Genomic DNA, 23480 nt, shown 5'->3' with positions numbered 1-23480 from the left:
GGTGGTACCGCTTTTGCAACTACCTGTATTCATTTCTAGCCTAGCCGATTGGCGCCCGCCGCCCATGTTGACGGCACCGGTTCACTTCTTCCGCTTCTGCCTGGTGTGCTGTCCAGCTTCCCCGTTGGCGGGAAAGTAGGGATTGTGGCCAGGATCGCCTTGGTAGGTTCGCCTGCCCGGCAACGGGACCTGCGGGTGGAACCTTCCGCCCTTGGCCGTGCTCGGTACGTCCTCATCGGGCAGATAGGTCGTGTGCGGTTCTTCAGAGTCGGATGGGCCGGAAAAGTCTGAAGTTTTGGTTGGAGCCTCGACGGCGGGCTCCGGTTCGAGTGCCGGGCCGGCTCTGAAGGAGGCAGCATCGAACTCGCCCGAGATGCGCGGAATCAAACCGGTATCATCCGAGACTGTGGCGCGTGCCGCCGTCGTGGGTTCAGCAGCGGCCCCTGCCATGGCCGGTGCGCCGCGGCCAAAGCGGCCCATCAGCGGGCGCATGAGATCGCGAAGCTCGGTGACGTGGAAGACGCGAAGCAGGAGCAGGTAGGCCACCAGCATGACGGGCCCGACGACGACCACGGTCACCAAGGCTGCCGGCCGGCTGCTCCACGCGAAACCGTCGGCACGGTAGGCGCCGAGGAGCCACAGCGCCAGCGCACCCGCAATCGCCGAACCAAGGCCCGCGTAGCCCATCCGGATGTAGGAATTGGCGATCCGCGGACCGTCGAGGTGACCGAGCATGCGTCGCAGGAACACGACGCTGATCACCACGGACAGGATGTTGCCCAAGGTGTAGAGAACCGCGATCGCATAGATGATCTGGCCTACGGGAAGGAACTGGATGAAGAAGGCGCCCACCACATAAACGACGGCGAGCAACAGCTGCACGTAGAGGGGTGTGCGGGCGTCCTCGTTGGCGTAAAACACGCGCGACATCATGAAGTTTGCGCTCATGAACGGCGTGCTCAACGCCAGGATGGTGAGCGTCTGGGCCAGCATGACGCCGTCCTGGGGCTTCCCGCCGGAGAAGAACATGCCCAGCGGGCCAGCCAGCGCGAACAGTGCCAGGGCTCCAAAAACTGTCGCGACAGCCATGGTTCGCAGTCCATGGGAGAGCGCGTCACGCAGTTCGGCCTTGTTGCCATCCTGGGACGCCCGCGTCATGCGGTTAAAGAGGACAGTGGCCAGCGACAGGGCGATGATCGAGTGCGGCAATAGGTAGAGCTGGCTCGCAACTTCAAGGACGGCGTTACCTGGGAGAGTGGAGGCCGCCGTGGTCTGGCCTGAATTGTCCAGCCGGAGCCGTTCGGCGCCGGGAATCGTTGCAATTTTCATGACGTACAGGAACGCCAACTGTCCGACGGCGGCAGTCAGCAGCGTCCATACGCTCAGCTTGGCTGCCTGGCCCAGTCCAACGCCGCGCCATCCGAAGCGTGGCCGCAGGCCCAGTTTCAGCCTCAGGACGGGAATCATCAGGATGGCGGTTTGGGCGATCACGCCGAACGTGGAGAACCCGGCAATCAGGAATGTCTGGGTTGGTCCCCAATTATCGAGTGTGTGGGGATTCGTGTAGTTGGCACCCAGGATCCAAATGAACATGCCCAGGCCTGCGATGGCCACCACGTTGTTCAGGATGGGAGCCCACATGGCCGGGCCAAAGGCGCCATGCGCGTTCAGGACCTGTGTAAGAAGGGCGTAAAGGCCGTAGAAGAAGATCTGTGGAAGGCACCAGAACGCGAAAGTGACAGCCAGGGCCTTCTGCTGTTCCGAGTAGCCCTGCGTCGTTAAGTCGATAACGACGGGCGCGGCCAGTGTGACAAGGGCCGTCAGTCCCAGCAGGACCAGAACAGCGAGGGTCAGGAGCCGGCTGATGTAATCGGCGCCGCTGTCCGCACCCTTGCTGGCCTTAATGATCTGCGGCACCAGGACGGCGTTGAACACGCCGCCAGCCACCAACAGGAAGATCAGGTTGGGAAGGTTGTTCGCGTTGATGAACGTGTCATTGACCGTTGAACCCAGGCCGAGTGCAGCGCCGAGCATCCACGTTTTGGCGAAGCCAAGGAACCGGGAAACCAACGTTCCGGCCGCCATGATGGCGCTGGAACGTGCTTCTCCGGATTGAACGGACTGGGTAGTTTTGGCTTCAGACATCGCCTTTATCGTCCCATGCACCCGGGTCAGAGGTGTTCGGGAAGCACTTCCCGTGCCAAATCGGCGATGCGCCGTTCATTCGGGAAGGACAATTTGCGCGCCAATTCCTGGATCGGAACCCATGCGGCGTCCACGGCCTCCTGGTCCGGGTCATTCTCGATGGTGAGCTCGCCGCCGGTGGCCTGGAGCAGGAAATGGTGCACGGTCTTGTGGACCCGATGGCCGCTTACGGTGAACCAGTAGTCGATGCTGCCCAGGGGCGCCAGGATGTTGCCCTCGATGCCGGTTTCCTCGGCGATCTCACGGACGGCAGCTTCCTCGTTGTTCTCCCGACCTTCCGGATGGCCCTTGGGCAGGCACCATTCAAGCCGGCCACCCCTATTAAGGCGGGCGATGATCGCGACCCGGAGTTCGCCGTCGGACGTGTCCACAACGACACCGCCTGCCGACACTTCCTCCACAGTGGGAAGCGAGGCCTGGACCGGGTGCTGCGGGGCAGGCGCGACGTGGGCGCCGATTGCCGACGGCAACGGTGCGTTCGTCCTCCTGCCAGGAGCGCTCGGGATCGGATTGGCCATGAAGTCCACTCTAACGACTCTTGCCCTCGAGTGATGACCGGGACATGGCCGCAAGATGGACTGCAGGAGACACGCGTTATGGGTCCGCTGGTTTTCGGATGCAACTCTGGCCCAATGCTGCGGAAAAATCTGCCAAGCTTAAGGAACTATGGCGCACGTATTGGACAGCTCTTCAGTTAACTTCACCATCGATCCGGTGGTACTCGATCTCGGGCAGCGCTTTGTCGATGCCGGCTTCGAGCTGTCTTTGGTTGGTGGACCGGTGCGCGACCTTTTCCTGGGGAGGACGTCCCCGGACCTGGACTTCACCACAGACGCGACGCCCGAGCAGACGATCTCCGTCATCAAGAAGTGGGCGGACAACTTTTGGGAAATAGGACGGGCCTTCGGCACGATCGGGATGAAGAAGAACGGCTTCCAGATCGAAGTCACTACCTACCGCGCCGAGGCCTACGATCCCGACTCCCGCAAGCCCGTAGTCGCCTTTGGCAACTCCCTGACGGAGGACCTGCTCCGCCGCGACTTCACCATCAACGCCATGGCCTTGCGCCTGCCGAGCCTGGAGCTGGTGGACCCTTTCGGTGGCGTCCGGGACCTCCACGCCTCCGAACTCGCCACTCCCGGTGCGCCTGAGGCCTCCTTCTCCGATGATCCGCTGCGCATGATGCGTGCAGCGCGTTTCGCGTCCCAGTTGGGCGTGTCGGTTCACGACGACGTGCGGCTCGCCATGTCCCAGATGGCCGACCGCATCAAGATCATCTCCGCCGAGCGCGTTCGTGACGAACTGGTCAAGCTGATTAATGGCGCGCACCCGCGCGTGGGCATCGATCTCCTGGTGGACACCGGGCTGGCCGAGTTTGTCCTCCCCGAGGTATCCGCGCTTCGCCTGGAAGCCGATGAACACCACCGCCACAAGGACGTTTATCAGCACTCCCTGCAGGTCCTCGAACAAGCTGCTTCACTGGAAACCGGCGCCGACGGTCCCGTACCAGGTCCGGACTTTGTGCTTCGCTTCGCCGCGCTAATGCACGACGTCGGCAAGCCGGCTACGCGCCGGTTCGAACCGGGCGGCGCGGTGAGCTTCAGGCATCACGACGTTGTGGGTGCGAAGCTGACGGCCAAGCGAATGAAGGCGTTGCGCTTCGACAACGAGTCGATCAAAGCCGTGTCCCGCCTGGTCGAATTGCACATGCGGTTCTACGGCTATGGAGACGCTGGCTGGACGGATTCTGCCGTCCGCCGCTACGTGACCGATGCCGGTCCGCTGCTGGAACGACTGCATCGGCTCACCCGATCCGATGTCACCACGCGTAACCAACGCAAGGCCGACCGCTTGTCCTTCGCCTACGATGACCTTGAGCACCGAATCTCGGCCCTCTTGGAGCAGGAATCGTTGGCGGCTGTTCGGCCTGACCTCGACGGCGCGCAAATCATGGCGCTTCTGGGGCTAAAGCCAGGTCCTGTCGTCGGGCGGGCCTACAAGTTCCTTCTGGAAGAACGGATGGAACACGGACCGCTGTCCCCGGAGGAAGCCGAGAAGAAGCTCTTGGCGTGGTGGGAAGCGCAACCCGAGTCCGCCGTCGTCGAACCTTCAACCGAAACTGCCGAAGAAACCAAGGAGTCCTCATGAACGCCGCGATCTCCCCGCGTCCGCAACTTTGGATCCTTCGCCACGGCGAGACGGAATGGTCCAAGAGCGGCCAGTACACAGGCCTGACTGACCTTCCCTTGACCGTCGAGGGTGAGCAGCAGGCTGTTGAAGCACGCAAAGTCCTTGAGGGCATCGATTTTGACCTCGTTCTGACCTCTCCATTGCGTCGCGCCCGCCGCACGGCTGAACTGGCAGGTTTTCCCGATGCTGTCCACGAGCCGCTGGCGGTGGAATGGAACTACGGAGACTACGAGGGCGTCAGCTCCGACCTCATCCGCAAGGACAATCCGGACTACCTCATCTGGACGGACGGCGTGCCCAACGGCGAAACGCTGGACGAAGTGGCCGCCCGCGCTGACAAGATCATTGGACGTGTCCTGGAATCGGGCATGGACAATGTCCTTGTAGTGGCACACGGGCATTTCTCCCGTATTCTCACAGCGCGGTGGCTGGAAATGGACGCCAAGGAAGGCCGCCACTTCATTCTTGGAACTGCCAAGGTTTGCACGCTTGGATGGGATAAGCGGACGCCGGCGATTGTCCGTTGGGGACTCTGAAACGCGAATTTAGAAAAACTTTGGCTAAATAGCGAATTGCGCTGGCCAAGACTCCTATTCATGGGGTAGCTTATATCTTGTTCCCAGAGCGACCCGCCGGGAACGAGGCGCGCATTACTCCGATTAATCAGTCGGAACGTAATGCCACAGCGGAAAAGGAGGTTGGGAAAAATGATTACTTTGACTAGCGGATGGAATGTGACCGTCACTGCTACCCCGGCCTCTTGCGCTGATCGACGCCCTTTTTCGAAGCATTTTTCGAAGCGCTGACCACTCCCTGAACCACCGGACCGGCTCCAACGCCGGCGGTCTTCATGGCCACCCGTCAAGGGTGGCATTCTGAGCAGTCAGTTGTAGGCGCAGACCCACGCAACAAGCCGCGGGTGCGCAGTTTCCCCAAAGTTCGGAACCAGCTTCTTGTTGGGGACGACTGCAGGAAGCACACGCAATTGTGCACGATCACTCGCTGCTCCCGTATAGGTCTGCCCACTCCCCTTATTATCGTCGGGCTATTTGCGCGCGCTTTTATGCCTTGATTTCTCCTGAACTCAATTGGCTTTATTTGTTGTGCCCAATTCCGGCCATTTCCTGCAATGAAAGGAGGTGAACCATATGCCTAAGCGCCCCAAGGACCTGCGCTTCTACAAGAGCAGCGATGCTCCCAAGGAACGTACGCTTTTCAACGACCAGTTGCTCAAGCAAGGTCGTGAAGACGTCTTCGTCGTCCTGCACCAGATGGGACTCATCCGTTGATGCCCTTCAGCCCTTTCGAAGGAGTTTCCGGTGCCGCAGATGCATGCTGAACCCCAGGAAGCCCACGCGGCTACGCGTGGGCTTCCCCCTTTTAGCGGTCTGCTCTGGTGGCGATAGTTAAGCTGCCTGACTGTAAGCTCGATTTATGCAGGAGACGAAGCCGCACCGGCAGCGAAAACGTGCCCGCTTTGTGGTTCCAAGCCGCAGCGACTCCCTGCTTCGTAACTTCACGGAGGTTGTAGGTGGGCCCTTGGGCCGCCACTCGGCCCCAGGACAGATCTCCCCCGCACCGTTCACGGTAGAACGCGTCCTCGTTATCCTCACCGTGATCGCTGCTTTGCTGGCGGTGCTGGCGAAGGACTATTGCCGGGTCAACGGCTGGGAGACACCAACACAGTTTTACGCCACGTGCTACTCCGACTTCCCCGAGCTCTTCCGCAACCGCGGCTTGGGCGATGGCGTGTTCCCCTTCTTCACGCAAGGCAGCTTGTTTGAGTACCCGGTCCTCATGGGGATCGTCGCAGGACTGACCGCACTGCTGGTGCCTGGCCAAGGGGTGAGTAGCGAACGCATTCTGGGTTACTTCGACGTCAACGCAACGCTGATCGTTGCCGTATGGATAATTACCGTCCTCCTGACCGCCCGAATGAACAAGCGCCGCCCCTGGGATGCCGCCATGGTGGCCCTGGCCCCGGGAATCGTCCTTGCGGGGTTCATTAACTGGGACATGTGGGCGGTGGCTCTGCTCGCACTAGCCATGTACTTCTTCTCCCGCGACAAGCTGGTCCTGGCGGGAATCTGCATCGGGCTGGGAACGGCCACCAAGCTGTACCCCGTCCTCATTCTGGGTGCCATTTTGGTGTTGGCCCTGCGCAGTGGCCGTTTGAGGGCCTTCTTCATGACAGCCGCCGCGGCCGCTGCGTCATGGCTGGCCGTCAACCTTCCCATCGCGGCAATGAACCCTTCGGGCTGGCGCTACTTCTTTGAGTTCACCCAGGAACGGCCCGCCGGATATAGCTCGCCCTGGTTCGCGTTCAACCTCGTGGCTGATCGGCTTCAATGGAGCCAACTCAACGCCGCCACGATCAACTCGCTCGCGCTGAACCTGTTCGTCATCGCCTGCGTTCTGATCGGTGCCCTGGCTTTGTCGGCGCCCAGGCGCCCGCGCCTCGCCCAGTTGGCCTTCCTGATTGTGGCCGCGTTCATCCTCACCAACAAGGTGTACTCGCCCCAGTTCGTCATCTGGCTCATTCCCCTACTTGCACTCGCGAGACCGCGCTGGCGGGACTTCCTGGTCTGGCAGGCCGCCGAAGGTCTGCACTGGGCCGCCATCTGGATGTACCTGGGCCAAGCGACCAGCGGTGGGTCCGTGCAGCACAACATAGACATGTCCTACTACGTCCTGGCCGTGGCCCTGCACATGGTTGCAACGGCGTACCTGATGGCAAGGGTGGTGATGGATATCTGGGATCCATCACAGGATCCCCTACGTGCTTTGGGCGAAGACGATCCGCATGGCGGGCCTTTCGAGGGCACCAAGGATTGGCTCAGGGTTAACGTTCTCCACCCGTCCACGTCGGTTCTCCCCTGGCGTTCAAGGGTTGAGCCAGCCGAGCCTGAAGCACCCCGGCAGTTGGAGGTGGGTAGCGATGGCTGATGTCGCCGTCGTCGGTTCGGGTCCGAATGGTCTTGCCGCGGCAGTGACCATGGCCCGCGCAGGGCTTGAAGTACATCTGTACGAGGCCGCCGATGCCATCGGAGGCGGAACGCGGACAAGCGAGTTGATCAAGCCGGGTTATCTGTACGATGTATGCTCCGCGGTGCATCCAATGGCAGTGGCATCTCCTTTCTTCAAGGAGTTCAACCTTTCGCAGCGCATTGAGCTGCGCGTGCCCGAAGTCCAGCACGGCACACCGCTGGACGTGGGTGGGGCGGCACTCGCTTACCAGTCCTTGGAACGGACATCCATGGAACTGGGGGTGGATGGTCCAGCGTACCGTCGGCTGATTGCGCCGCTTCTTGCGCGCGTCAATGGGGTGGTGGACTTTACGTCGAACCAGTTGCTCCGTGTGCCCAAGGATCCGCTTGCGGCTGTGTTGTTTGGCCTCGCGACCCTGGACCAAGGAACACCGTTCTGGGGACGGCGCTTCCGTGAGGAGGCTGCTCCGGCCTTGCTGACCGGCGTGATGTCCCACGCTTTGGGCTCTCAGCCGGCGCTCAGTTCGACCGGTGCCGGACTCATGCTTGCCGTCCTGGCCCACGCCGGCGGATGGGTAGTGCCCGTGGGCGGATCCGCAGCAATTGCAGGTGCGATGGCCGAGGACCTCATTGCCCACGGCGGAACCATCCACACCGGTGAGCGCGTGGATTCTTTCGATCAGGTCAGGCCGGCAAAGGCGATCCTGCTGGATGTTGCACCCCCGACGCTCGCACGTCTGGGTGGCGCTGAGATACCCGACAACTATCGTCGGGCTCTGGATGCATTCCGCTTCGGGAATGCAGCCTGCAAAGTGGACTACATCCTGTCCGAACCCGTTCCCTGGCTGGCCTCTGGCCTGAGGCGGGCGGGGACGGTTCATGTGGGCGGTTCGCGAATGGCCATGGCCGAATCCGAGAACCTCGTGGACATGGGCAAACACCCAACGGAGCCCTACGTGCTGGTTTCCCAGCCGTCCCTTGTGGACCCGTCGCGGGCGCCGGCGGGACGACACATCCTGTGGACGTATTGCCATGTGCCAGCTAACTCTGATGTGGACATGGCTGAGGCTGTCACCGCACGGATTGAGCGATACGCGCCAGGCTTCCGGGACGTGGTGGTTGCCTCGAAGACCACGACGGCGGCCGAACTGGCCGCTTACAACGAAAACTACGTGGGGGGTGACTTCAGCGCGGGTCTGTTGGATTTGCGGGGCCTCGTGCAGAGGCCAGTGGTGTCCAACGTGCCGTGGCGTACCCCAATGCAGGGCGTCTATTTGTGTTCTTCATCCACCCCACCCGGGCCTGGCGTTACGGGAATGCCCGGGTACCATGCGGCGAAACATGCCCTCAAGGACATATTCCAGATGCCGGTACCCGGGCTTGGCCTGACTGTGGGTTAAGCCAGGCTGCTGTTTAGTTCGCGGCCGTGAAGCGTGCGCGGCGGTGAGCCGGGCTTTCGATTTCATCCAGCATTGCAACGGCGTAGTCCTGCGAGGAGATGCTGGTTCCGGCGGGGGAATCCTTAGCCACGTTGTATTCGCCGGTACGCTCGCCGGGCTGGATAACCGGAGCGGGGGCAAGGACCGTCCAGTCGACGTCCTCGGGAGTCTGCTTGACGGCCTCCAGTGCCTTCGCGGCGGTGGTGGCTTCCGCTTTGTATGCCTCGGGGAAGTCCGGGGAGTCGAGGAGCCGGACGCCGTCTACCTCGAGGGTGCCTGCACCGCCAACGATCATGAGGCGGGTTCCTTCGGCGTTGCTGTAAGCAGTGGCCATGGCATCGAGCCACTCTCCGTGATCCCCGCCGGTGCGGCTGGGACCCGTAGCCAGCACAACGACGTCGTGGTCCTTTGCAATGGAGGCAAAGACCTCAGCGTCGCCCAAATCGGCAACCTGGGCAGTTGCGCCGGCGATCTCGGCGCCCTTGCGGGAGATAGCCGTCACTTCATGGCCGCGGTTGATGGATTCATTGACGATTTCAGTGCCGACCATACCCGTGGCGCCGTAGACTGCGATTTTCATGACTCTCCTTTGGGTTGCTATCCTTGCGATAACACGAAGGTATCTATTGGATACTGATAGCTTCAAAGGAACTGAGTTACCTCATGGATACTAATGCCCTGCCAGGAAACGTCCTGGATCCAAATTGCCCCTCCCGCGTGATCTTCCAAAGAATCGGCGACAAGTGGGCGTCTTTGGTAATCCAAGTCCTCGGTGATGGGCCCGTGCGGTTCTCGGAGCTGCGCAAGATGGTCAACGTTGTCACGCCGAAGGTCCTGACGCAGACCCTGCGTGCCCTGGAACGCGATGGGCTCATTACGCGGACCGTCCACGCTCAGGTGCCGCCGCGAGTGGATTACGAACTTACTCCAATGGGCGAATCCCTCCTGCAACCCCTCACACTTTTGCGTCAGTGGGCCGAGAGCCACGTGCCTACGATTCTCGAAGCCCGCGACGCCTACGATGACGCGCAGGATGAAGCTCTCCTCGGCTCCCCCCAAGTAAGTCGCAGCTGAGCGCGTTCTGAGCACGCAAAACGCGCTCAACTGCGACCTAATTGGGCAGGGCGGACGGGAGTACGGCGCGGCTGATTCGTCCATCCCGCATGGTTGCGACGGAGTCAGTCAGAGGGAGAAACTCGGTGTCGTGCGTAACCATCACAGTAGCCGTGGAGAATTCGTCCGTTATCCGGCGCAATAACCTGACGATCGATTCGCTGCGTTCGTGGTCCAGTGCTGCGGTAGGTTCGTCCACCAGCAATACGGTGGGGCTGCCCATGAGGGCCCTCGCGATGTTCACCCTCTGACGCTGCCCCCCGGATAGCTGGTGTGGCCTCTTGTTTGCCGATGCGCCCAAACCCACAATCTCCAATAGTTCATGTGCTTTGCCAAGGGCCTCGCGGACAGCTTTGCCACGAAGATGGTCCCGGATCAGCAACTGCTCGACGGCGGTCAGCGACGGAAGAAGATTTGGCTGCTGGAAGATGATGCCGACTTTGTCGCGCCGCAGGGCCGTGCGTTCGGCCTCCTTTAGCGCGGAAACGTCCTGCCCGTTGATGAGGACGAGTCCGGAGGTGGGCTTCACGAGCGTGGCCGCAACAGCCAGGAGTGAGGACTTGCCGGAACCGGACGGACCCACCAAAGAGAGGAACTCCCCGCGTCCAACTGCAAGGCCTACGGCATCCAAGGCTCTGAGAGTGGAGTCGCCGTCGGGGTAGTCCAGAGTGATGTTGATGAGATTCAATGCATGCGTCATGATTTATGCCTTCCTAGGAATGCTCAAGATCTAGTTGCCGCCGAGGGCAAATAGTGGATCTACTTTGGTGACATTGCGGACCGCGAGGACAGCACCGCCGAGGCCCAGGACGATGACGCCGACAACTGGCACCAAGGTGGTCAAAGGCGTGACGAGGAAGGGCGCCGCGGTGGCCGCGAGAAGTCCGCCCGCCAGACCTAACAAACCGCCACATGCGGCGCCCGCCAGCAGTACGATCGCCGCCTGAGCCAAGGCGTCACGCAGGACATACCCGGAAGAGCCGCCGAGGGCTTTCAGGACCGCAATGTCACGCGTCCGCTGCACTGTCCACACCGTAAGGAAGGCCACGATCACCAAGGCAGAGGTTCCGTAAAGAAATGCCTGCATCAGCATGAGCGAGCCGTTCTCACTCTTGTAGGAGGCGAGAGCCTGGAAAGAGCCGACTGGATCCATGCTTACCGTTCCAGCCGCAGCGTTGGCGGCATCAACGCTGACGGAGGCACCGGCGTCGTAATTTATGGCCAGGACCGTGGCGGTGCCCTGGGGAGCGTGGGCGATGTTTCGCCAGGTGTCCAGCGTGGTCCACACGACGCCGGTGTGCGAGTACCACTGGTCCTGCACAACTTCTGAAACAGTCAGCTCCGTACCACCGACCCGGACGCGGCTGCCAGCCTCAAGCGTCAGTTCCTTCGCAAGGGTTTCGCCGACGACGACCGTCCCGTCCTGAACAGGGGCAGGAGCCGTCGAACCGCCAAAAACTGCCACATTTGCCGTGCCTTTAGGAGCGCCATCCCCGGCCAAGGATTGGAAGCGGGTTTGGCTAATGCCCACCGCCTGTGCCGATGACACGCCGGGTTGTTCCCGCCAGGCCTCGAGCTGGGCAGTGGAAACCTCAGACTCGGTGTAGGAGGCCTTCGGCTCCCCGCCCGCCGGTGTGCCGAAGACGATCTGCTGTGCGGGCAATGATTCAATGGCCGACGTCGACTGGTTTCCGAGTCCGGCAGTAAGCCCCGAAAGCATGACCAGCAGCAGGGTAATAAGGGCCACAACACTCCCCATGAGTGCGAAGCGGCCCTTGGCGAAGCGGATGTCGCGTATGGCGAGAAACATCAGAATCCTTTGCTTGGATGCGGGCTTGGTCCCGTCTGAATCCACTCTTCCGGCCAATGGATCCGGGCACATCGGGAGCCCGATGGATTCGCGCACATCAAGGGGTTGAACCGGCCATCATCCGATTGGTTGATTCCTGCTTCACGACGCGGAATTTTTCAGGGAGCGGCGCAAGGCCGGGGATAGGCTGGGACGCATGCAGGAGACTCCTACGGGCACCGCCACAATCCTCCGTGTGCTGCGGATAAGTCTCCATGTGGGCTTCGCGGCGCTGCTGTTGGTGGCAGTGGTGCGGCTCCTGGCAGGCACTGCGGGCAGTCCGTCGCCGGTGGCGGTCATTGCTGGACTGGGACTGTCAGCCGCCTTGGCCCTGGTGTATCTCGTGGGAACCATCCTTGAGAAACGCCACGCTGGCAATGCCTCCCGCTTCGATCCGACACCCTACTCCGGCTGGTGGCTTGCTGCCGTGATGGTCTTGTGGCTGTTGCTGCTCCTGGTCAGCAGTGATTTCGCATGGGTTGCCTTCCCACTCTTCTTCCTCCAATTGCACGTACTCCCCCGGCGCCTGGCCTTGCCGGCAATCGTCGTGAGCACCGCTTTGCTGATTGGTGCCCTGTGGTTCCACAGCAGGGGCGCGGCCGACGACGGTCTGGAGCTTGCGATGGTCCTGGGACCCATGTTTGGAGCTGGCTTTGCCGTGGTCACCGGGCTGGCATACCGTGCCTTGTTCCTGGAAGCCGAGAATCAACGCGTTGTTGCTGACGATCTCCGACGAACACGGGCAGAATTGGCCAAAACCCAGCACGACGCCGGGGTCCTGGCTGAGCGCGAACGGCTGGCCCGGGAAATACATGACACTTTGGCGCAGGGGTTCTCCAGCATCGTCTTGATGGGCAGGTCTGCGGGGAAAGCCTTGGACGAGGGGGACGTGAAGGCCGCGAACGAACGATTGAGGATAGTTCAGGACACCGCTTCGGCCAACCTTGCCGAGGCCCGGAGTTTTGTCCGTGATCTCCGGCCACCTGCTTTGGAGGAGTCCAATCTGGTGGACACGTTGCGCAGGCTTTGCGAGAAGACCGAGACCGAAGCAGCCGCCCGGGGAACCGCACTGCGCTGCCGCTTCGAACTTGTGGGCACCCCCTTGGACTTGCCCAATACGTACCAGACCACCCTGCTTCGGGCCGCCCAGGCCTCCCTGGCAAACGTGTGGGCCCACGCCCGCGCGAGTGCCGTCGTCGTGACCTTGTCCTTCCTCGGCTCGGAAGTAACCCTGGACATTTTTGACGACGGCGTGGGTTTTGAACCGTCGAAGGCGGCTGGCAATGCCCGCGGGGACGGCACCGGCGTCGGACTTCAGGGCCTTCGCGAACGGTTGGCGACGCTGGAAGGCAGCTTGGATATAGAGTCGGCGCCTGGCGAGGGAACGGTGGTTGCCCTTCGGGTGCCGCTGCCTGCCGGGAATGGTGCGGCATGAGTGAGATCCGCATCCTCCTGGTGGACGACCATCCTGTTGTGCGGGCCGGCCTCCGGGCAATGCTCGCCGATTTTCCTGGTATCAGCGTTGTGGCCGAGGCGGCGGACGGTGATGCGGCGCTGGCAGAACTGGGTAGGTTGAACACTCTGGGTGAGCCCGTGGACCTGGTGCTGATGGACCTGCAAATGGGTAACGGTATGGACGGCGTGACGGCAACAGGCAGGATCAAAGCCGGCGAGGCCGGGACTCCCCCGCCGCCTGTCCTTATCCTCACCACTTACGACACGGACGCTGACATCCTCGCCGCTGTCGAGGCCGGTGCCAGCGGCTATATGTTGAAGGACGCCCCGCCTGAGCAGATCCAGCAAGCTGTGGTGTCCGCTGCCGCTGGTCACACCGCGCTGGCACCGGAGGTGGCAGCCCGGCTCATGGGCAGGATCCGGAATCCCTCCCCTGCATTGAGCCCCAGGGAAGTCCAGTTGCTGGAACTCCTGGCCACTGGGATGGGCAACCGCGCCATGGCGAAGCAGTTGTTCATTTCCGAGGCAACAGTGAAGACGCACTTGGTGCACATCTACTCCAAGCTCGGCGTGGACAACCGAACGGCGGCGATTGCCGTGGCGGCGCAACGCAGGATCATTCGCCAGCGTTAAAAGTCATTTTCGGTGGACCCGGGGGTGGGACGGGTCCGGGGTGTGGGCGCGACAAGAAAGTGTCAGTGGAACGGGGCATAATGTCGCAAATGGGGAAAATGAAAACACGGAATCTTGTTCTTGGCTTGGTGGCGCTGGTGATGGCCGGTTCGCTGACCGCCTGCGATGACGGCCGCGCGGGTGCCGAGGGTGCGGCGAAGCAGTTGGCCTCCTCGCTTGCCGCGCTCGACGTCGGTTCGCTCACCGTGGAGGGCAAGGACAGCTCCGCGGCCAACGATCAACTCAAAGCGGTGTTTGAGGGACTCGGCGCCAAGCCATCGGTTCAGTCAGGTGACGTGAAGCTCGACGGCGAGACAGCCACCTTCCCTTTGAACTACAGCTGGAACATCGGCTCGGCCAAATGGGAGTACAGCTCCGAAGCTACGTTGAAAAAGTCCGGCGACAAGTGGGCTGTTCAATGGAATCCCCAGCTCCTTGCGCCCGAACTTTCGGATGACGAGACCCTCTCCGTTAAGACTGTTCCTGCCCAGCGCGGACAGATCCTCGGCGCAGGGGATGCCCCCATTGTGGAAGACCGCCCTGTTTTCCGCGTTGGTATCGACAAGACCAAGCTTGCCGCTGATCAGGCGGATGCGTCCGCCCGGGCAATGGCTGCTTTGCTCGGCCTTGATGTTGAAGAGTACGCCAAGCAGGTGGCAGCCTCGGGTCCGCAAGCTTTCGTGGAAGGCATCGTCCTCCGTGCCTACACCCCCGAAATTACCGAAGCAAAGATCACTGCCATTCCGGGTGGCGCGAGCATCCTGGATTCCATGGCGTTGGCACCAACACGCACTTTCGCCCGGGCGCTCCTGGGAAGTGTCGGCCAGGCCAGTGCGGAGCAGATCGAAAAGTCCAATGGGGCCCTGAGGGCCGGGGACGCGACAGGAACCGGCGGCCTTCAACAGAAATACGATTCTCTGCTCCGCGGAAAGGACGGCGTGGAGGTAGTCGCCAAGCAGGAAGCGAAGTCGGAAGGCGAGACCCCGGCAACAAAAGTGTTCTTCTCGTCCCTTCCTGTGCCTGGAACAACCCTCAAGACCACGCTTGACCTGAAGCTGCAGCAACTGGCTGAAGAAACGCTTGCCGGAGTAGGGCCTGCGTCCGCCATTGTGGCGCTGAAGCCTTCTACTGGAGCTGTCCTGGCGGCCGCATCCGGTCCGGGCAGCAACGGCTACAACACGGCGATGCTTGGCCAATATGCGCCGGGCTCCACGTTCAAGATCGTCGATTCCCTGGCGCTCTTCCGCGACGGCGCCACGCCTGATTCCAAGGTGGAATGTACGCCGACCCTGACGGTTGACGGCAGGACCTTCAAGAACTCCGAGGGCTACCCGGAAAGCTCCTTGGGCTCTGTTACGCTGCGGGACGCTTTTGCCCACTCCTGCAATACCGCTTTCATCAATGCCCGTGACACCGTCAGCCAGGACCAGCTCGAGTCTGCCGCGATGGCATTGGGCGTGGCCGTGGAAGCGCCCAAGCTGGGAGCCGACGCCTTCCTCGGTTCCGTCCCCGGAGCGGCAGAGGGAACCGAGCACGCGGCATCCATGATCGGCCAGGGGAAGGTGCTCTTCTCCCCGCTGTCTGCGGCGATCATGGCAGCCTCTGTTGGCAACGGCGCTCCGGTGTCGCCTCAACTCGTGCTGAACCCTGAGGCCCAGAACTCCAGCGCCACAGCCACGCCCACGGAAAGCGGCAGCGCGCCGCCGTCGTCCGCTTCCGCCAGCACGGCGCCCGCATCACCGCCCTCAACCAAGCCGATCACCAAGGAAGAAGCCGCTGCACTGTCGGACATGATGCGGGCAGTGGTGACCTCCGGGCACGCAGGATTCCTCGCCCAGGTACCGGGAGCGCCTGTCGGGGCAAAAACGGGAACTGCCGAGTTCGGCAATGACGACCCGCCCAAAACGCATGCCTGGATTGTTGCCGTCCATGGAGACCTGGCAGTTGCAGTATTCGTGGAAGACGGCGGGCTGGGTGCGACCACCAGCGGGCCGTTGTTGAAGTCGTTCCTCACCGCCGCCGGCTAAATCGGGAGAAGCTATGCAAAGCAGCACACAGTGCGTTGTGGTTGGTGGAGGACCGGCCGGGATTGTGCTGGGCTTGCTGCTTGCCAGGGCCGGAGTCGAAGTCACTGTGCTGGAGAAGCACGCCGACTTCCTGAGGGACTTCCGTGGCGATACCGTGCATGCTTCCACCATTCGCCTGCTCGATGAGCTGGGGCTGGGCGAAGGTTTCCGGCAGCTGCCGCAGAGCAAGCTCGGCAATTTCCAACTGCCTGCCGGGACCGGGAATTCAGTGATCCTCGCTGATTTCGGGCTCCTCAAGGAGCCGTACAACTACGTGGCCATGGTGCCCCAGTGGGACTTGCTGAACTTTCTGGTGGAGGCAGCCAAGCAGGAACCCACCTTCACACTTCGGATGAACACTGAGGCGACAGAGCTGCTCCGCGATGGGTCCGGCGCCGTGACGGGCGTGGCCTACAGAACCCGGGATCCCCTGACGGGCGAAACCGTGAGGACGGGCGAAGTGAACGCTTCATTGACGGTGGCATGTGACGGTCGTAGTTCCGTACTTCGTTCACGGGCAGGTTTGATCCCACGCGAATTTCCGGTGCCGTTCGATACCTGGTGGTTCCGGCTTCCGAGGAATGCGGACGAGAGGAAAGCCGTGGCGTCGATTGCGCCCAGCTTCGGGACCTCGGACGTGCTGCTGAGTTTGACCCGCAAGGACTTTTATCAGATCGCCTACCTTGCGGCGAAAGGACTGGATCCGCAGTTGCGGGCCGAAGGCGTAGAGGCGTTTCGCGCACGCATCGCCAGATTGCGGCCAGATCTTGCCGACCGCGTGGACAACATTGGCTCCATGGATGATCTCCACCTGTTGGACGTGAAGCTCAACCGCATCTCCGAGTGGCACAAGCCAGGCCTCTTGCTCGTTGGCGATGCTGCGCACGCGATGTCCCCCGCCGGCGGCGTGGGGATCAACCTGGCGGTGCAGGACGCCGTCGCAGCGGCCCGGATCATTGCTTCCCCGCTCCTGAGCAAAACGCTCGACGACGATCACCTCGCCGCCGTCCAGAAGCGGCGGTGGGCCCCAACCGTGATTGTGCAGACGTTTCAGCGGGTGCTGCATCGCGTGATCTTCGCACAGGTCATGGCGGGCAAGCAGCCAAAGCCGCCCAAGCTGTTGCTCTTTGTGCTCCGTAATTTTCCCAGCTTCCGGAAGTTGCCTGCACGGATGATTGCCTTCGGCCCACGACCCGAGCATGCACCGCAGTTTGCCCGGCGAATGCCTGACGCTTAGCCCGCTTGGGCACCCCGGCCAAGTTCCGCCGTCGAGCCTTAACACCTGACCGTGGGAAGATTGGGCGGTGGCCCATATTGACGTTTCCGGCATCGACTACTTACTCTCCGACGGCACCCAGCTGCTCAACGGCGTGACTTTCAAGGTGCCTGACGGCACCAAGACCGCGTTGATTGGACCCAACGGAACCGGCAAAACGACGCTGTTCAAGATCATTTCCGGCGACCTCACGCCCGACGAAGGCGTCGTGGGCAAATCCGGAAACATGGGCATCATGCGGCAGTTCGTGGGGCAAGTCCGGGATGAATCAACGGTCCGGGATCTGCTGGTTTCGACGGCCCAAGCCGGTCTCGCGGCAGCTGCCAAGGCTGTAGAAGACGCCGAGCTCGCCATGATGGAGCACGATGACGAACCCACCCAGATGAAGTACGCCCAAGCGATCGTGGATTGGGGAGACGCCGGAGGTTACGACGTCGAGACGGTCTGGGACGAAGTGTGCATGGCGGCTTTGGGAATTTCCTTCGACAAGGCACAGTTCCGACGTGCCTCCACGCTGTCCGGTGGCGAGCAGAAGCGACTCGTCTTGGAAGCCCTCTTTGCAGGTCCGGATGAACTCCTGCTCCTGGACGAGCCGGATAACTACCTTGACGTCCCCGGTAAGCGTTGGCTGGAGTCCAAGCTCAACGAGTCCAAGAAGACCGTGCTGTTCATCAGCCACGATCGCGAGCTGCTCAACAACGCCGCCGGACGAATAGTGACGCTGGAACCCGGCATCAACGGCGCCGGAGCCTGGATCCACGGCGGCGGTTTCGGCTCCTATGTAGAGGCACGCGCCGATAGGAACGCCCGATTCGAGGAACTCCGCAAGCGGTGGGACGAGGAGCACGTGAAGCTCAAGGAACTCGTCAACATGTACAAGAACAAGGCCGCGTTCCGGTCTGACATGGCAAACAGGTACCAGGCAGCACAGACCCGTCTTGCCAAGTTCCTGGAAGCTGGACCACCCGAAGCCCTGCCCATTGAGCAGAACGTGAAGATGCGCCTCAAAGGTGGGCGGACAGCCAAGCGCGCCGTCGTGGCCGAGAAGCTTGAACTGACCGGGCTCATGAAGCCGTTCTCCACCGAAATCTGGTTCGGCGACCGTGTGGGCGTACTCGGTTCCAACGGTTCCGGAAAGAGTCATTTCCTGCGCTTGCTCGCTACCGGTGGCACCGACCCCGAGCGGGAGCACTTGCCGGTGTCGGACGTTGTCATTGCTGAAGTGCCGCATGAAGGAACTGTGAAATTGGGCGCCCGAATCCGGCCCGGATTCTTCGCTCAGACGCACGTCCGTCCTGATCTGCTGGGCCGGACCTTGTTGGAGATCCTGCACCGCGGCGATGAACACCGATCCGGCCTGCCCCGCGAAGCTGCGGCAGGTGCTCTGGACTCCTACGGATTGGCCGGCCAATCGGAGCAAAAGTACGAGTCCCTGTCCGGTGGCCAGCAGGCGCGGTTCCAGATCCTCCTGCTGCAGCTGTCGGGAGCCACGCTTTTGCTCCTTGACGAGCCTACCGACAACCTGGACCTGCACTCCGGCGAAGCCCTGGAGCGTGCCATCGATGCTTTCGAGGGAACGGTCCTGGCCGTCACCCATGACCGCTGGTTCGCCAAGTCCTTTGATCGGTTCCTGATTTTCGGCTCAGATGGCAAGGTCTACGAGTCCGAGGAACCCGTCTGGGATGAGAAGCGCGTGGAGCGCGCCCGCTAGTCCCCACGTTCTCTCACATCGTTGCCCTTTTGGCCGGATGCTCTCTCACTTTCCTGACGCAAGGGAGAGAACATCCGGGTTTGAGGGGTGGGATGTGGGAGAGCATCGGCATTTAAGTGTCCGGATGTGAGAGAGCATCCGTGAGCAAATGATCACGCTGGATGATTAAGTGAGCGCGAGCCTGATACCGTTGAATCATGGGAACTGCTGATCGCCACCGGCTCATTGGCGAGCTGCTGCGCAAACGCGAAGAAGTATCAGTGGACGAGCTGGTAGCCGCTACCGGAGCCTCGGGCGCCACAGTCCGCCGTGATCTCGAGATTCTTGCTGCCAATGGAGTACTGAAGCGGATCCACGGCGGCGTCCGCAGTCTGGTAGCGCGAGGTGACAACCCCGGCTATGGGCAGCGAGAACTGGAAGACCACGAGGCAAAGCTCAAGATCGCAGCGGCTGTTGACGCACTGTTGAAGGACCGCGAGCATGTGTGGTTGGACAGCGGATCCACCGCCACGGAGATTGCGCGGCGACTGGGCCAGCGTGAACTCACAGTGATGCCGATGTCATTGCACGGCGTCGAGGCGCTGACCAACGCCAAGGAAGGCCGCCGGCCGCAGCTCATACTCCCGGGAGGAAGCCTCATTCCAGGCGAACAGTCTTTCCGCGGGCCCATGACCGAAGCGAATATCCGCTCGTTGCGGTTCGACACCGCCGTGGTGACGCCCTGTGCCCTCAATCTCAAGGATGGACTGCTGGCCCATGACCTGGACGACGCCGCGGTGAAGCGCGCCGGCCTGGAATCGGCGTCGCGGGTGATCGTTGCCTCTTCCGGCAGTAAGTGGAATGCCAGCGCGGTAGCACTGGTTGCTGCGATGGACACTGTGGACATCATCGTCACGGACCTCAAGCCATCCTCCGAAGATCTTGCCTGGCTCGACAAACTCTCTGTGGAAGTTGTGATTGCATGACCACCAGCACAAAAAGCACCACCAATGTCAACGCCGCGGCGGTGGCGACGTTCCTGATCTTCGCCATGAACGGCTTGGTGTTTGCCAGCTGGGCGGCACGCATCCCCGCTGTCACTGAGGCTCTCAGCCTGACCTCCGGTCAAATGGGCACCCTGCTGCTTTGCACCGCCGTCGGGTCCTTGATGGCGTTGCCATCCGCAGGTTGGGTGGTTGGCCGAATCGGTACCGCCGGAACGGTTCGTCTTGCGGGCATCGTGGCGGGGGCGGCAGGTGCGGCGATCGCCTTCTCCCTCATGGCTGCATCGGTTCCGGCCACAGCGATCGCCCTCTTCTTCTTTGGCATCGGCATCGGCCTGTGGGACGTGGCCCAGAACATCGAAGGGGCCGACGTCGAACACCGGCTCAAGCGGACCATCATGCCCCAGTTTCACGCAGCGTTCAGCGGCGGGGCTTTTGTAGGCGCTTTGATCGGGGCGGGGCTCTCCCAACTTGGTGTTGGCCTCCCTGAGCATCTGCTCGTGATCGCTGGACTTGCTGTCCTCCTCGCGCTGACCGTGCCGCGCTACTTCCTGCCGCACGAAGCCGCAGTGACTGAAACGCTCGACGACGGCGCGCCGGCTCCCAAGGGACCCACGGCTTGGCGGGACGGCCGGACCCTGCTCATCGGTGTGGTGGTTTTGGGTGCGACCCTCACGGAGGGCGCCGGGAATGACTGGATTGCCAAGGCTGCAGTTGATGGACTCGGTACCTCCGAAGCGACCGGCGCCCTGCTCTTCGCGCTCTTCGTTGCTGCCATGACAGGGATGCGCTTCCTAGGCGGAAAGGTCATCGACAGGTTCGGCCGCGTCGCTGTCCTGCGGGCCAGTATGGCAGCGGCCGCGCTGGGCCTGGCGTTGTTCGTCTTTGCCGGCAACGTGGTGCTGGCCGGCCTTGGTGCTGCTCTTTGGGGCGTTGGTGCGGCCTTGGCCTTCCCCATGGGCATGTCCGCTGCGGCCGACGACCCTAAGCACGCAGCCGCACGGGTTTCTGTGGTCTCAACGATTGGCTATGTCGCGTTCCTGGCTGGCCCTCCGCTTCTGGGTTACCTTGGCGACCAAACTGGAATTCACATGGCACTCCTGGCGATCGGGGTACCTATTCTTGTTGCCCTGCTTCTTGCTGGCGTTGCGAGGCCCCTGCGCGCCAAATAATTCCGCGGCCAGCAGTTTCATTCTCCTGGACGCATATTTTGGAGAACGGCCACCACAACAGCAGAACCACGCCGGCGGCAAGGCAAGCGCCACCCAAGACATCACTTAACCAGTGAGCCGACAGGTAGGTTCTGCTGATCATCATCGCGAGTATGCCAAGAACGGCCACCACCTTCGCCCACTGCCGGCCAATCAGCAACGCCAACACGACGAGAAACGCGGTTGTGGCAGAAACATGCCCCGAAGGGTATGAACCGGTATCCGAGAGGACCGTTGCGCCTTGCGGCCTTTCGCGGCCGACAACGGCCTTGGTCAGTTGCGTGAGCCCCAGGGCAGAAAGTCCTGACAGTGCAGTGAACATAGCAGCCTTGGGATGCCGCCAGATGAGCAGTGCGACCACCAAAACAAGGTGCAACACCAGCATCCCTACATAGCCAACCGCGTTGAGCACTACGTTTACTCCGTCCCAGAATGGGGCGTGCAGGGTGAAGATATAGGCCTGCCATGTTGTATCGATTCTGTTGAGGGCGGGTTCTCCCTGACCGGCCACAAGCATGGCTCCCGGGACCGCGAATGCGCAGAGCAAGAACAAGGCTGGGGCGACGATCTGCCAGCCGGGCCTTCGACGCGGACGCAGGACTCGGAGCATGCACCTCATCGTAGTCAGGGAAAGTTTGGATGGAGCATCTGAACGTCACGGGAATGCCGCAGGCTCGTGCGGCCAAGCTCGCGCTACTGTGGTGGCATGCGAGGTTTCCTGGGCAAAGGGCCCAAGCACGTGGCAAGGTTCGATCATTTCCTTGTCAGGGCGGTTTCGCGCCAGCCTCACGGTGAACATGATGATCTCTTCCGGCGGCTCTCCGCAGCGGCCACCAAGGGGAAGCTCTGGTTCGGTATCGCGGGAATCATGGCGAGTGTTCCAGGAAAGCCGCGCAGGGCAGCCCTGCACGGACTCCTTGCCTTGGGCGTTGCCTCCGGCGTCACCAACGTCATCTTCAAGACGGCACTCCCCAGGACGCGACCCCTGCCCGAGCATTTGCCGGTCTTCAGATTCGTGCATCCACAGCCCGTTAGTTCGTCAATGCCGTCTGGCCACTCGGCTTCTGCCGTGGCTTTTACCGTGGGAGCGGGGATGGTCTCTCCCGTCCTGGGTGCCGTACTCGCGCCCCTCGCGGCAGGCGTGGCCTACTCCCGTGTGCACACAGGCGCCCACTGGCCATCAGACGTGGTGTTTGGTTCTGCTCTTGGAGCGGGTGCTGCACTGCTGACGCGTAAATGGTGGCCGGCCAAGCCCGCCGAGCCCAAACCCCGCCGAACGCCGGCAGATGCTCCAGCGATTGTCGACGGCGAGGGGCTGAGCATCGCCGTCAACGTCCTCGGCGGTTCGTACTCTCAGGAAACCGGCGAACTCTTGAAGGATGTATTCCCTAAGGCGCATATTCATGAAATCGCTGAGGGCGAGGATGTAGCCGCGGAAGTTGAAGCAGCAGCTAGCCGGCCGGGCACCATAGCGCTTGGCGTGTGGGGTGGTGACGGGACGGTAGGCACTGCGGCGGCTGCCGCCGTCGAGCATTCCCTGCCTCTGCTGGTATTGCCCGGGGGCACCCTTAACCACTTTGCGCGTGATCTTGGGACCAGTTCGATTGACGACGCAATCGAGGCTGTCACGCAAGGTCAGGCCGCGTTGGTGGATTTCGGGCATGTTGCCGTACATCGCGGTTTGCCTGACAACCCTGAGGCCAGTGAGATCGCCATGCTGAATACGGCCAGTGTGGGTGTTTATCCGAACCTCGTACGCCGTAGGGAGAGACTGCAGCCTGCCATGGGCAAGCCCCTGGCCAGTCTGGTGGCATCGCTGCGAACGTTCGGCGTGAACTCGCCCACGACGCTCACCGTTAACGGCGTGAGGCACAAGCTATGGATCCTGTACCTGGGCCGAGGACGGTACTACCCCAGCGACCATGCCCCACTTCGACGCCCCGTGCTGGACGACGGCGTCTTCGACGTCCGCATGATCACGGCGGATGAACCATTTGCCCGTGCCCGACTGCTGTGGGCCGTGGTCACGGGTACCGTTGCCGCTTCCAAAGTCACGCATCTGACCGAGGCAACCACCGTGACCATTGAGGCGATCGGAGAACCGTTGGTCCTTGCCGTGGACGGTGAGCCTAAGCCAGGGGTGCGCAGTGCCGTCTTCACTGTCAAGAGGCGCGAGCTCCGTGTGTACTGCCCACTGCCGGTGGACCCAGGATCCTAGATCCTAGGGTCATCCGGGAGGACTACCCTGACTGGACCCTGAATCATCCCTGAGACAGGCGATTTCCGCACCCTCTGTGACTAGCGTGGTTAGTACAGTCAACAA

General features: G+C 61.9%; 20 protein-coding genes. 14 read left to right on the top strand and 6 right to left on the bottom strand.

What is annotated here, in order from left to right; genetic code table 11:
- Positions 1-81: 81 nt before the first annotated feature.
- Both murJ and AC1DD5_RS07680 read right to left on the bottom strand, forming a co-directional pair.
- Positions 82-2145: a murein biosynthesis integral membrane protein MurJ gene (gene murJ / locus AC1DD5_RS07685; protein WP_477521075.1), complete on the bottom strand. Its 2064-nt coding sequence runs from the start codon at positions 2143-2145 to the stop codon at positions 82-84.
- Between the two features lie 26 nt (positions 2146-2171).
- Positions 2172-2675 carry an NUDIX hydrolase gene (locus tag AC1DD5_RS07680; protein WP_442005289.1) on the bottom strand — a complete coding sequence of 168 codons (504 nt, stop codon included), beginning with the start codon at positions 2673-2675 and terminating at the stop codon, positions 2172-2174.
- 196 nt (positions 2676-2871) lie between these two features.
- Between AC1DD5_RS07680 and AC1DD5_RS07675 the strand changes: the two genes are divergently transcribed.
- The 5 genes from AC1DD5_RS07675 to AC1DD5_RS07655 all read left to right on the top strand — a co-directional run bounded on the left by AC1DD5_RS07675 (position 2872) and on the right by AC1DD5_RS07655 (position 8782).
- Positions 2872-4353, top strand: a complete 1482-nt coding sequence (locus AC1DD5_RS07675; protein ID WP_477521074.1) for a CCA tRNA nucleotidyltransferase — start codon at positions 2872-2874, stop codon at positions 4351-4353.
- On the top strand, positions 4350-4931 hold the full coding sequence (locus AC1DD5_RS07670; RefSeq protein WP_216924419.1) for a histidine phosphatase family protein: 582 nt from the start codon (positions 4350-4352) through the stop codon (positions 4929-4931). The genes AC1DD5_RS07675 and AC1DD5_RS07670 overlap by 4 nt, the downstream gene beginning before the upstream one ends.
- Positions 4932-5543: 612 nt before the next feature.
- A complete protein-coding gene (locus AC1DD5_RS07665) occupies positions 5544-5684 on the top strand; it encodes a hypothetical protein (RefSeq protein ID WP_223935169.1) in 141 nt (46 codons plus the stop codon).
- Positions 5685-5829: 145 nt separating this feature from the next.
- A complete protein-coding gene (locus AC1DD5_RS07660; RefSeq protein ID WP_477521073.1) occupies positions 5830-7341 on the top strand; it encodes a glycosyltransferase family 87 protein in 1512 nt (503 codons plus the stop codon).
- On the top strand, positions 7334-8782 hold the full coding sequence (locus AC1DD5_RS07655; protein ID WP_477521072.1) for a phytoene desaturase family protein: 1449 nt from the start codon (positions 7334-7336) through the stop codon (positions 8780-8782). The genes AC1DD5_RS07660 and AC1DD5_RS07655 overlap by 8 nt, the downstream gene beginning before the upstream one ends.
- A gap of 13 nt (positions 8783-8795) precedes the next feature.
- On the opposite strand, the gene AC1DD5_RS07650 is transcribed toward AC1DD5_RS07655, so the two are convergent.
- Complete coding sequence (locus AC1DD5_RS07650) at positions 8796-9401, bottom strand: NAD(P)-dependent oxidoreductase (RefSeq protein ID WP_442018994.1); 606 nt, start codon at positions 9399-9401, stop codon at positions 8796-8798.
- An 83-nt stretch (positions 9402-9484) separates the two neighbouring features.
- Here AC1DD5_RS07650 and AC1DD5_RS07645 point away from each other — a divergent pair, with 83 nt between their 5' ends.
- Positions 9485-9895, top strand: coding sequence for a winged helix-turn-helix transcriptional regulator (locus tag AC1DD5_RS07645; protein WP_477521071.1), 411 nt, complete (start codon positions 9485-9487; stop codon positions 9893-9895).
- Positions 9896-9932: 37 nt separating this feature from the next.
- On the opposite strand, the gene AC1DD5_RS07640 is transcribed toward AC1DD5_RS07645, so the two are convergent.
- Together AC1DD5_RS07640 and AC1DD5_RS07635 are read right to left on the bottom strand one after the other, a co-directional pair.
- Positions 9933-10634 (bottom strand): ABC transporter ATP-binding protein, encoded by a 702-nt coding sequence (locus tag AC1DD5_RS07640; RefSeq protein WP_477521070.1) that lies wholly within the window; start codon positions 10632-10634, stop codon positions 9933-9935.
- A gap of 30 nt (positions 10635-10664) precedes the next feature.
- Entirely contained in the window at positions 10665-11744 is a 1080-nt protein-coding gene (locus AC1DD5_RS07635) for an ABC transporter permease (RefSeq protein WP_477521069.1), read from the bottom strand.
- Positions 11745-11940: 196 nt separating this feature from the next.
- On the opposite strand from AC1DD5_RS07635, the gene AC1DD5_RS07630 reads away from it, so the two are divergent.
- The 7 genes from AC1DD5_RS07630 to AC1DD5_RS07600 all read left to right on the top strand — a co-directional run bounded on the left by AC1DD5_RS07630 (position 11941) and on the right by AC1DD5_RS07600 (position 21118).
- Positions 11941-13218, top strand: a complete 1278-nt coding sequence (locus tag AC1DD5_RS07630) for a sensor histidine kinase (RefSeq protein ID WP_477521068.1) — start codon at positions 11941-11943, stop codon at positions 13216-13218.
- Complete coding sequence (locus AC1DD5_RS07625; protein ID WP_477521067.1) at positions 13215-13871, top strand: response regulator; 657 nt, start codon at positions 13215-13217, stop codon at positions 13869-13871. The genes AC1DD5_RS07630 and AC1DD5_RS07625 overlap by 4 nt, the downstream gene beginning before the upstream one ends.
- Positions 13872-13960: 89 nt before the next feature.
- Complete coding sequence (locus AC1DD5_RS07620) at positions 13961-15937, top strand: penicillin-binding transpeptidase domain-containing protein (protein WP_477521066.1); 1977 nt, start codon at positions 13961-13963, stop codon at positions 15935-15937.
- Between the two features lie 13 nt (positions 15938-15950).
- A complete protein-coding gene (locus AC1DD5_RS07615) occupies positions 15951-17213 on the top strand; it encodes an FAD-dependent oxidoreductase (RefSeq protein ID WP_477521065.1) in 1263 nt (420 codons plus the stop codon).
- 67 nt (positions 17214-17280) lie between these two features.
- Positions 17281-18963 (top strand): ABC-F family ATP-binding cassette domain-containing protein, encoded by a 1683-nt coding sequence (locus tag AC1DD5_RS07610; protein WP_477521064.1) that lies wholly within the window; start codon positions 17281-17283, stop codon positions 18961-18963.
- 197 nt (positions 18964-19160) lie between these two features.
- Complete coding sequence (locus AC1DD5_RS07605; RefSeq protein WP_477521063.1) at positions 19161-19928, top strand: DeoR/GlpR family DNA-binding transcription regulator; 768 nt, start codon at positions 19161-19163, stop codon at positions 19926-19928.
- A complete protein-coding gene (locus tag AC1DD5_RS07600) occupies positions 19925-21118 on the top strand; it encodes an MFS transporter (RefSeq protein ID WP_477521062.1) in 1194 nt (397 codons plus the stop codon). The genes AC1DD5_RS07605 and AC1DD5_RS07600 overlap by 4 nt, the downstream gene beginning before the upstream one ends.
- On the opposite strand, the gene AC1DD5_RS07595 is transcribed toward AC1DD5_RS07600, so the two are convergent.
- Entirely contained in the window at positions 21063-21767 is a 705-nt protein-coding gene (locus AC1DD5_RS07595; RefSeq protein WP_477521061.1) for a phosphatase PAP2 family protein, read from the bottom strand. The two genes, AC1DD5_RS07600 and AC1DD5_RS07595, sit on opposite strands and share 56 nt — an antisense overlap.
- Before the next feature lie 96 nt (positions 21768-21863).
- Between AC1DD5_RS07595 and AC1DD5_RS07590 the strand changes: the two genes are divergently transcribed.
- Positions 21864-23375: a phosphatase PAP2 family protein gene (locus AC1DD5_RS07590; RefSeq protein WP_477521060.1), complete on the top strand. Its 1512-nt coding sequence runs from the start codon at positions 21864-21866 to the stop codon at positions 23373-23375.
- Positions 23376-23480 lie beyond the last annotated feature (105 nt).

It is taken from the genome of Paenarthrobacter sp. 10L420 (assembly GCF_056395385.1).
This window is presented reverse-complemented; position numbering and strand designations above follow the sequence as displayed.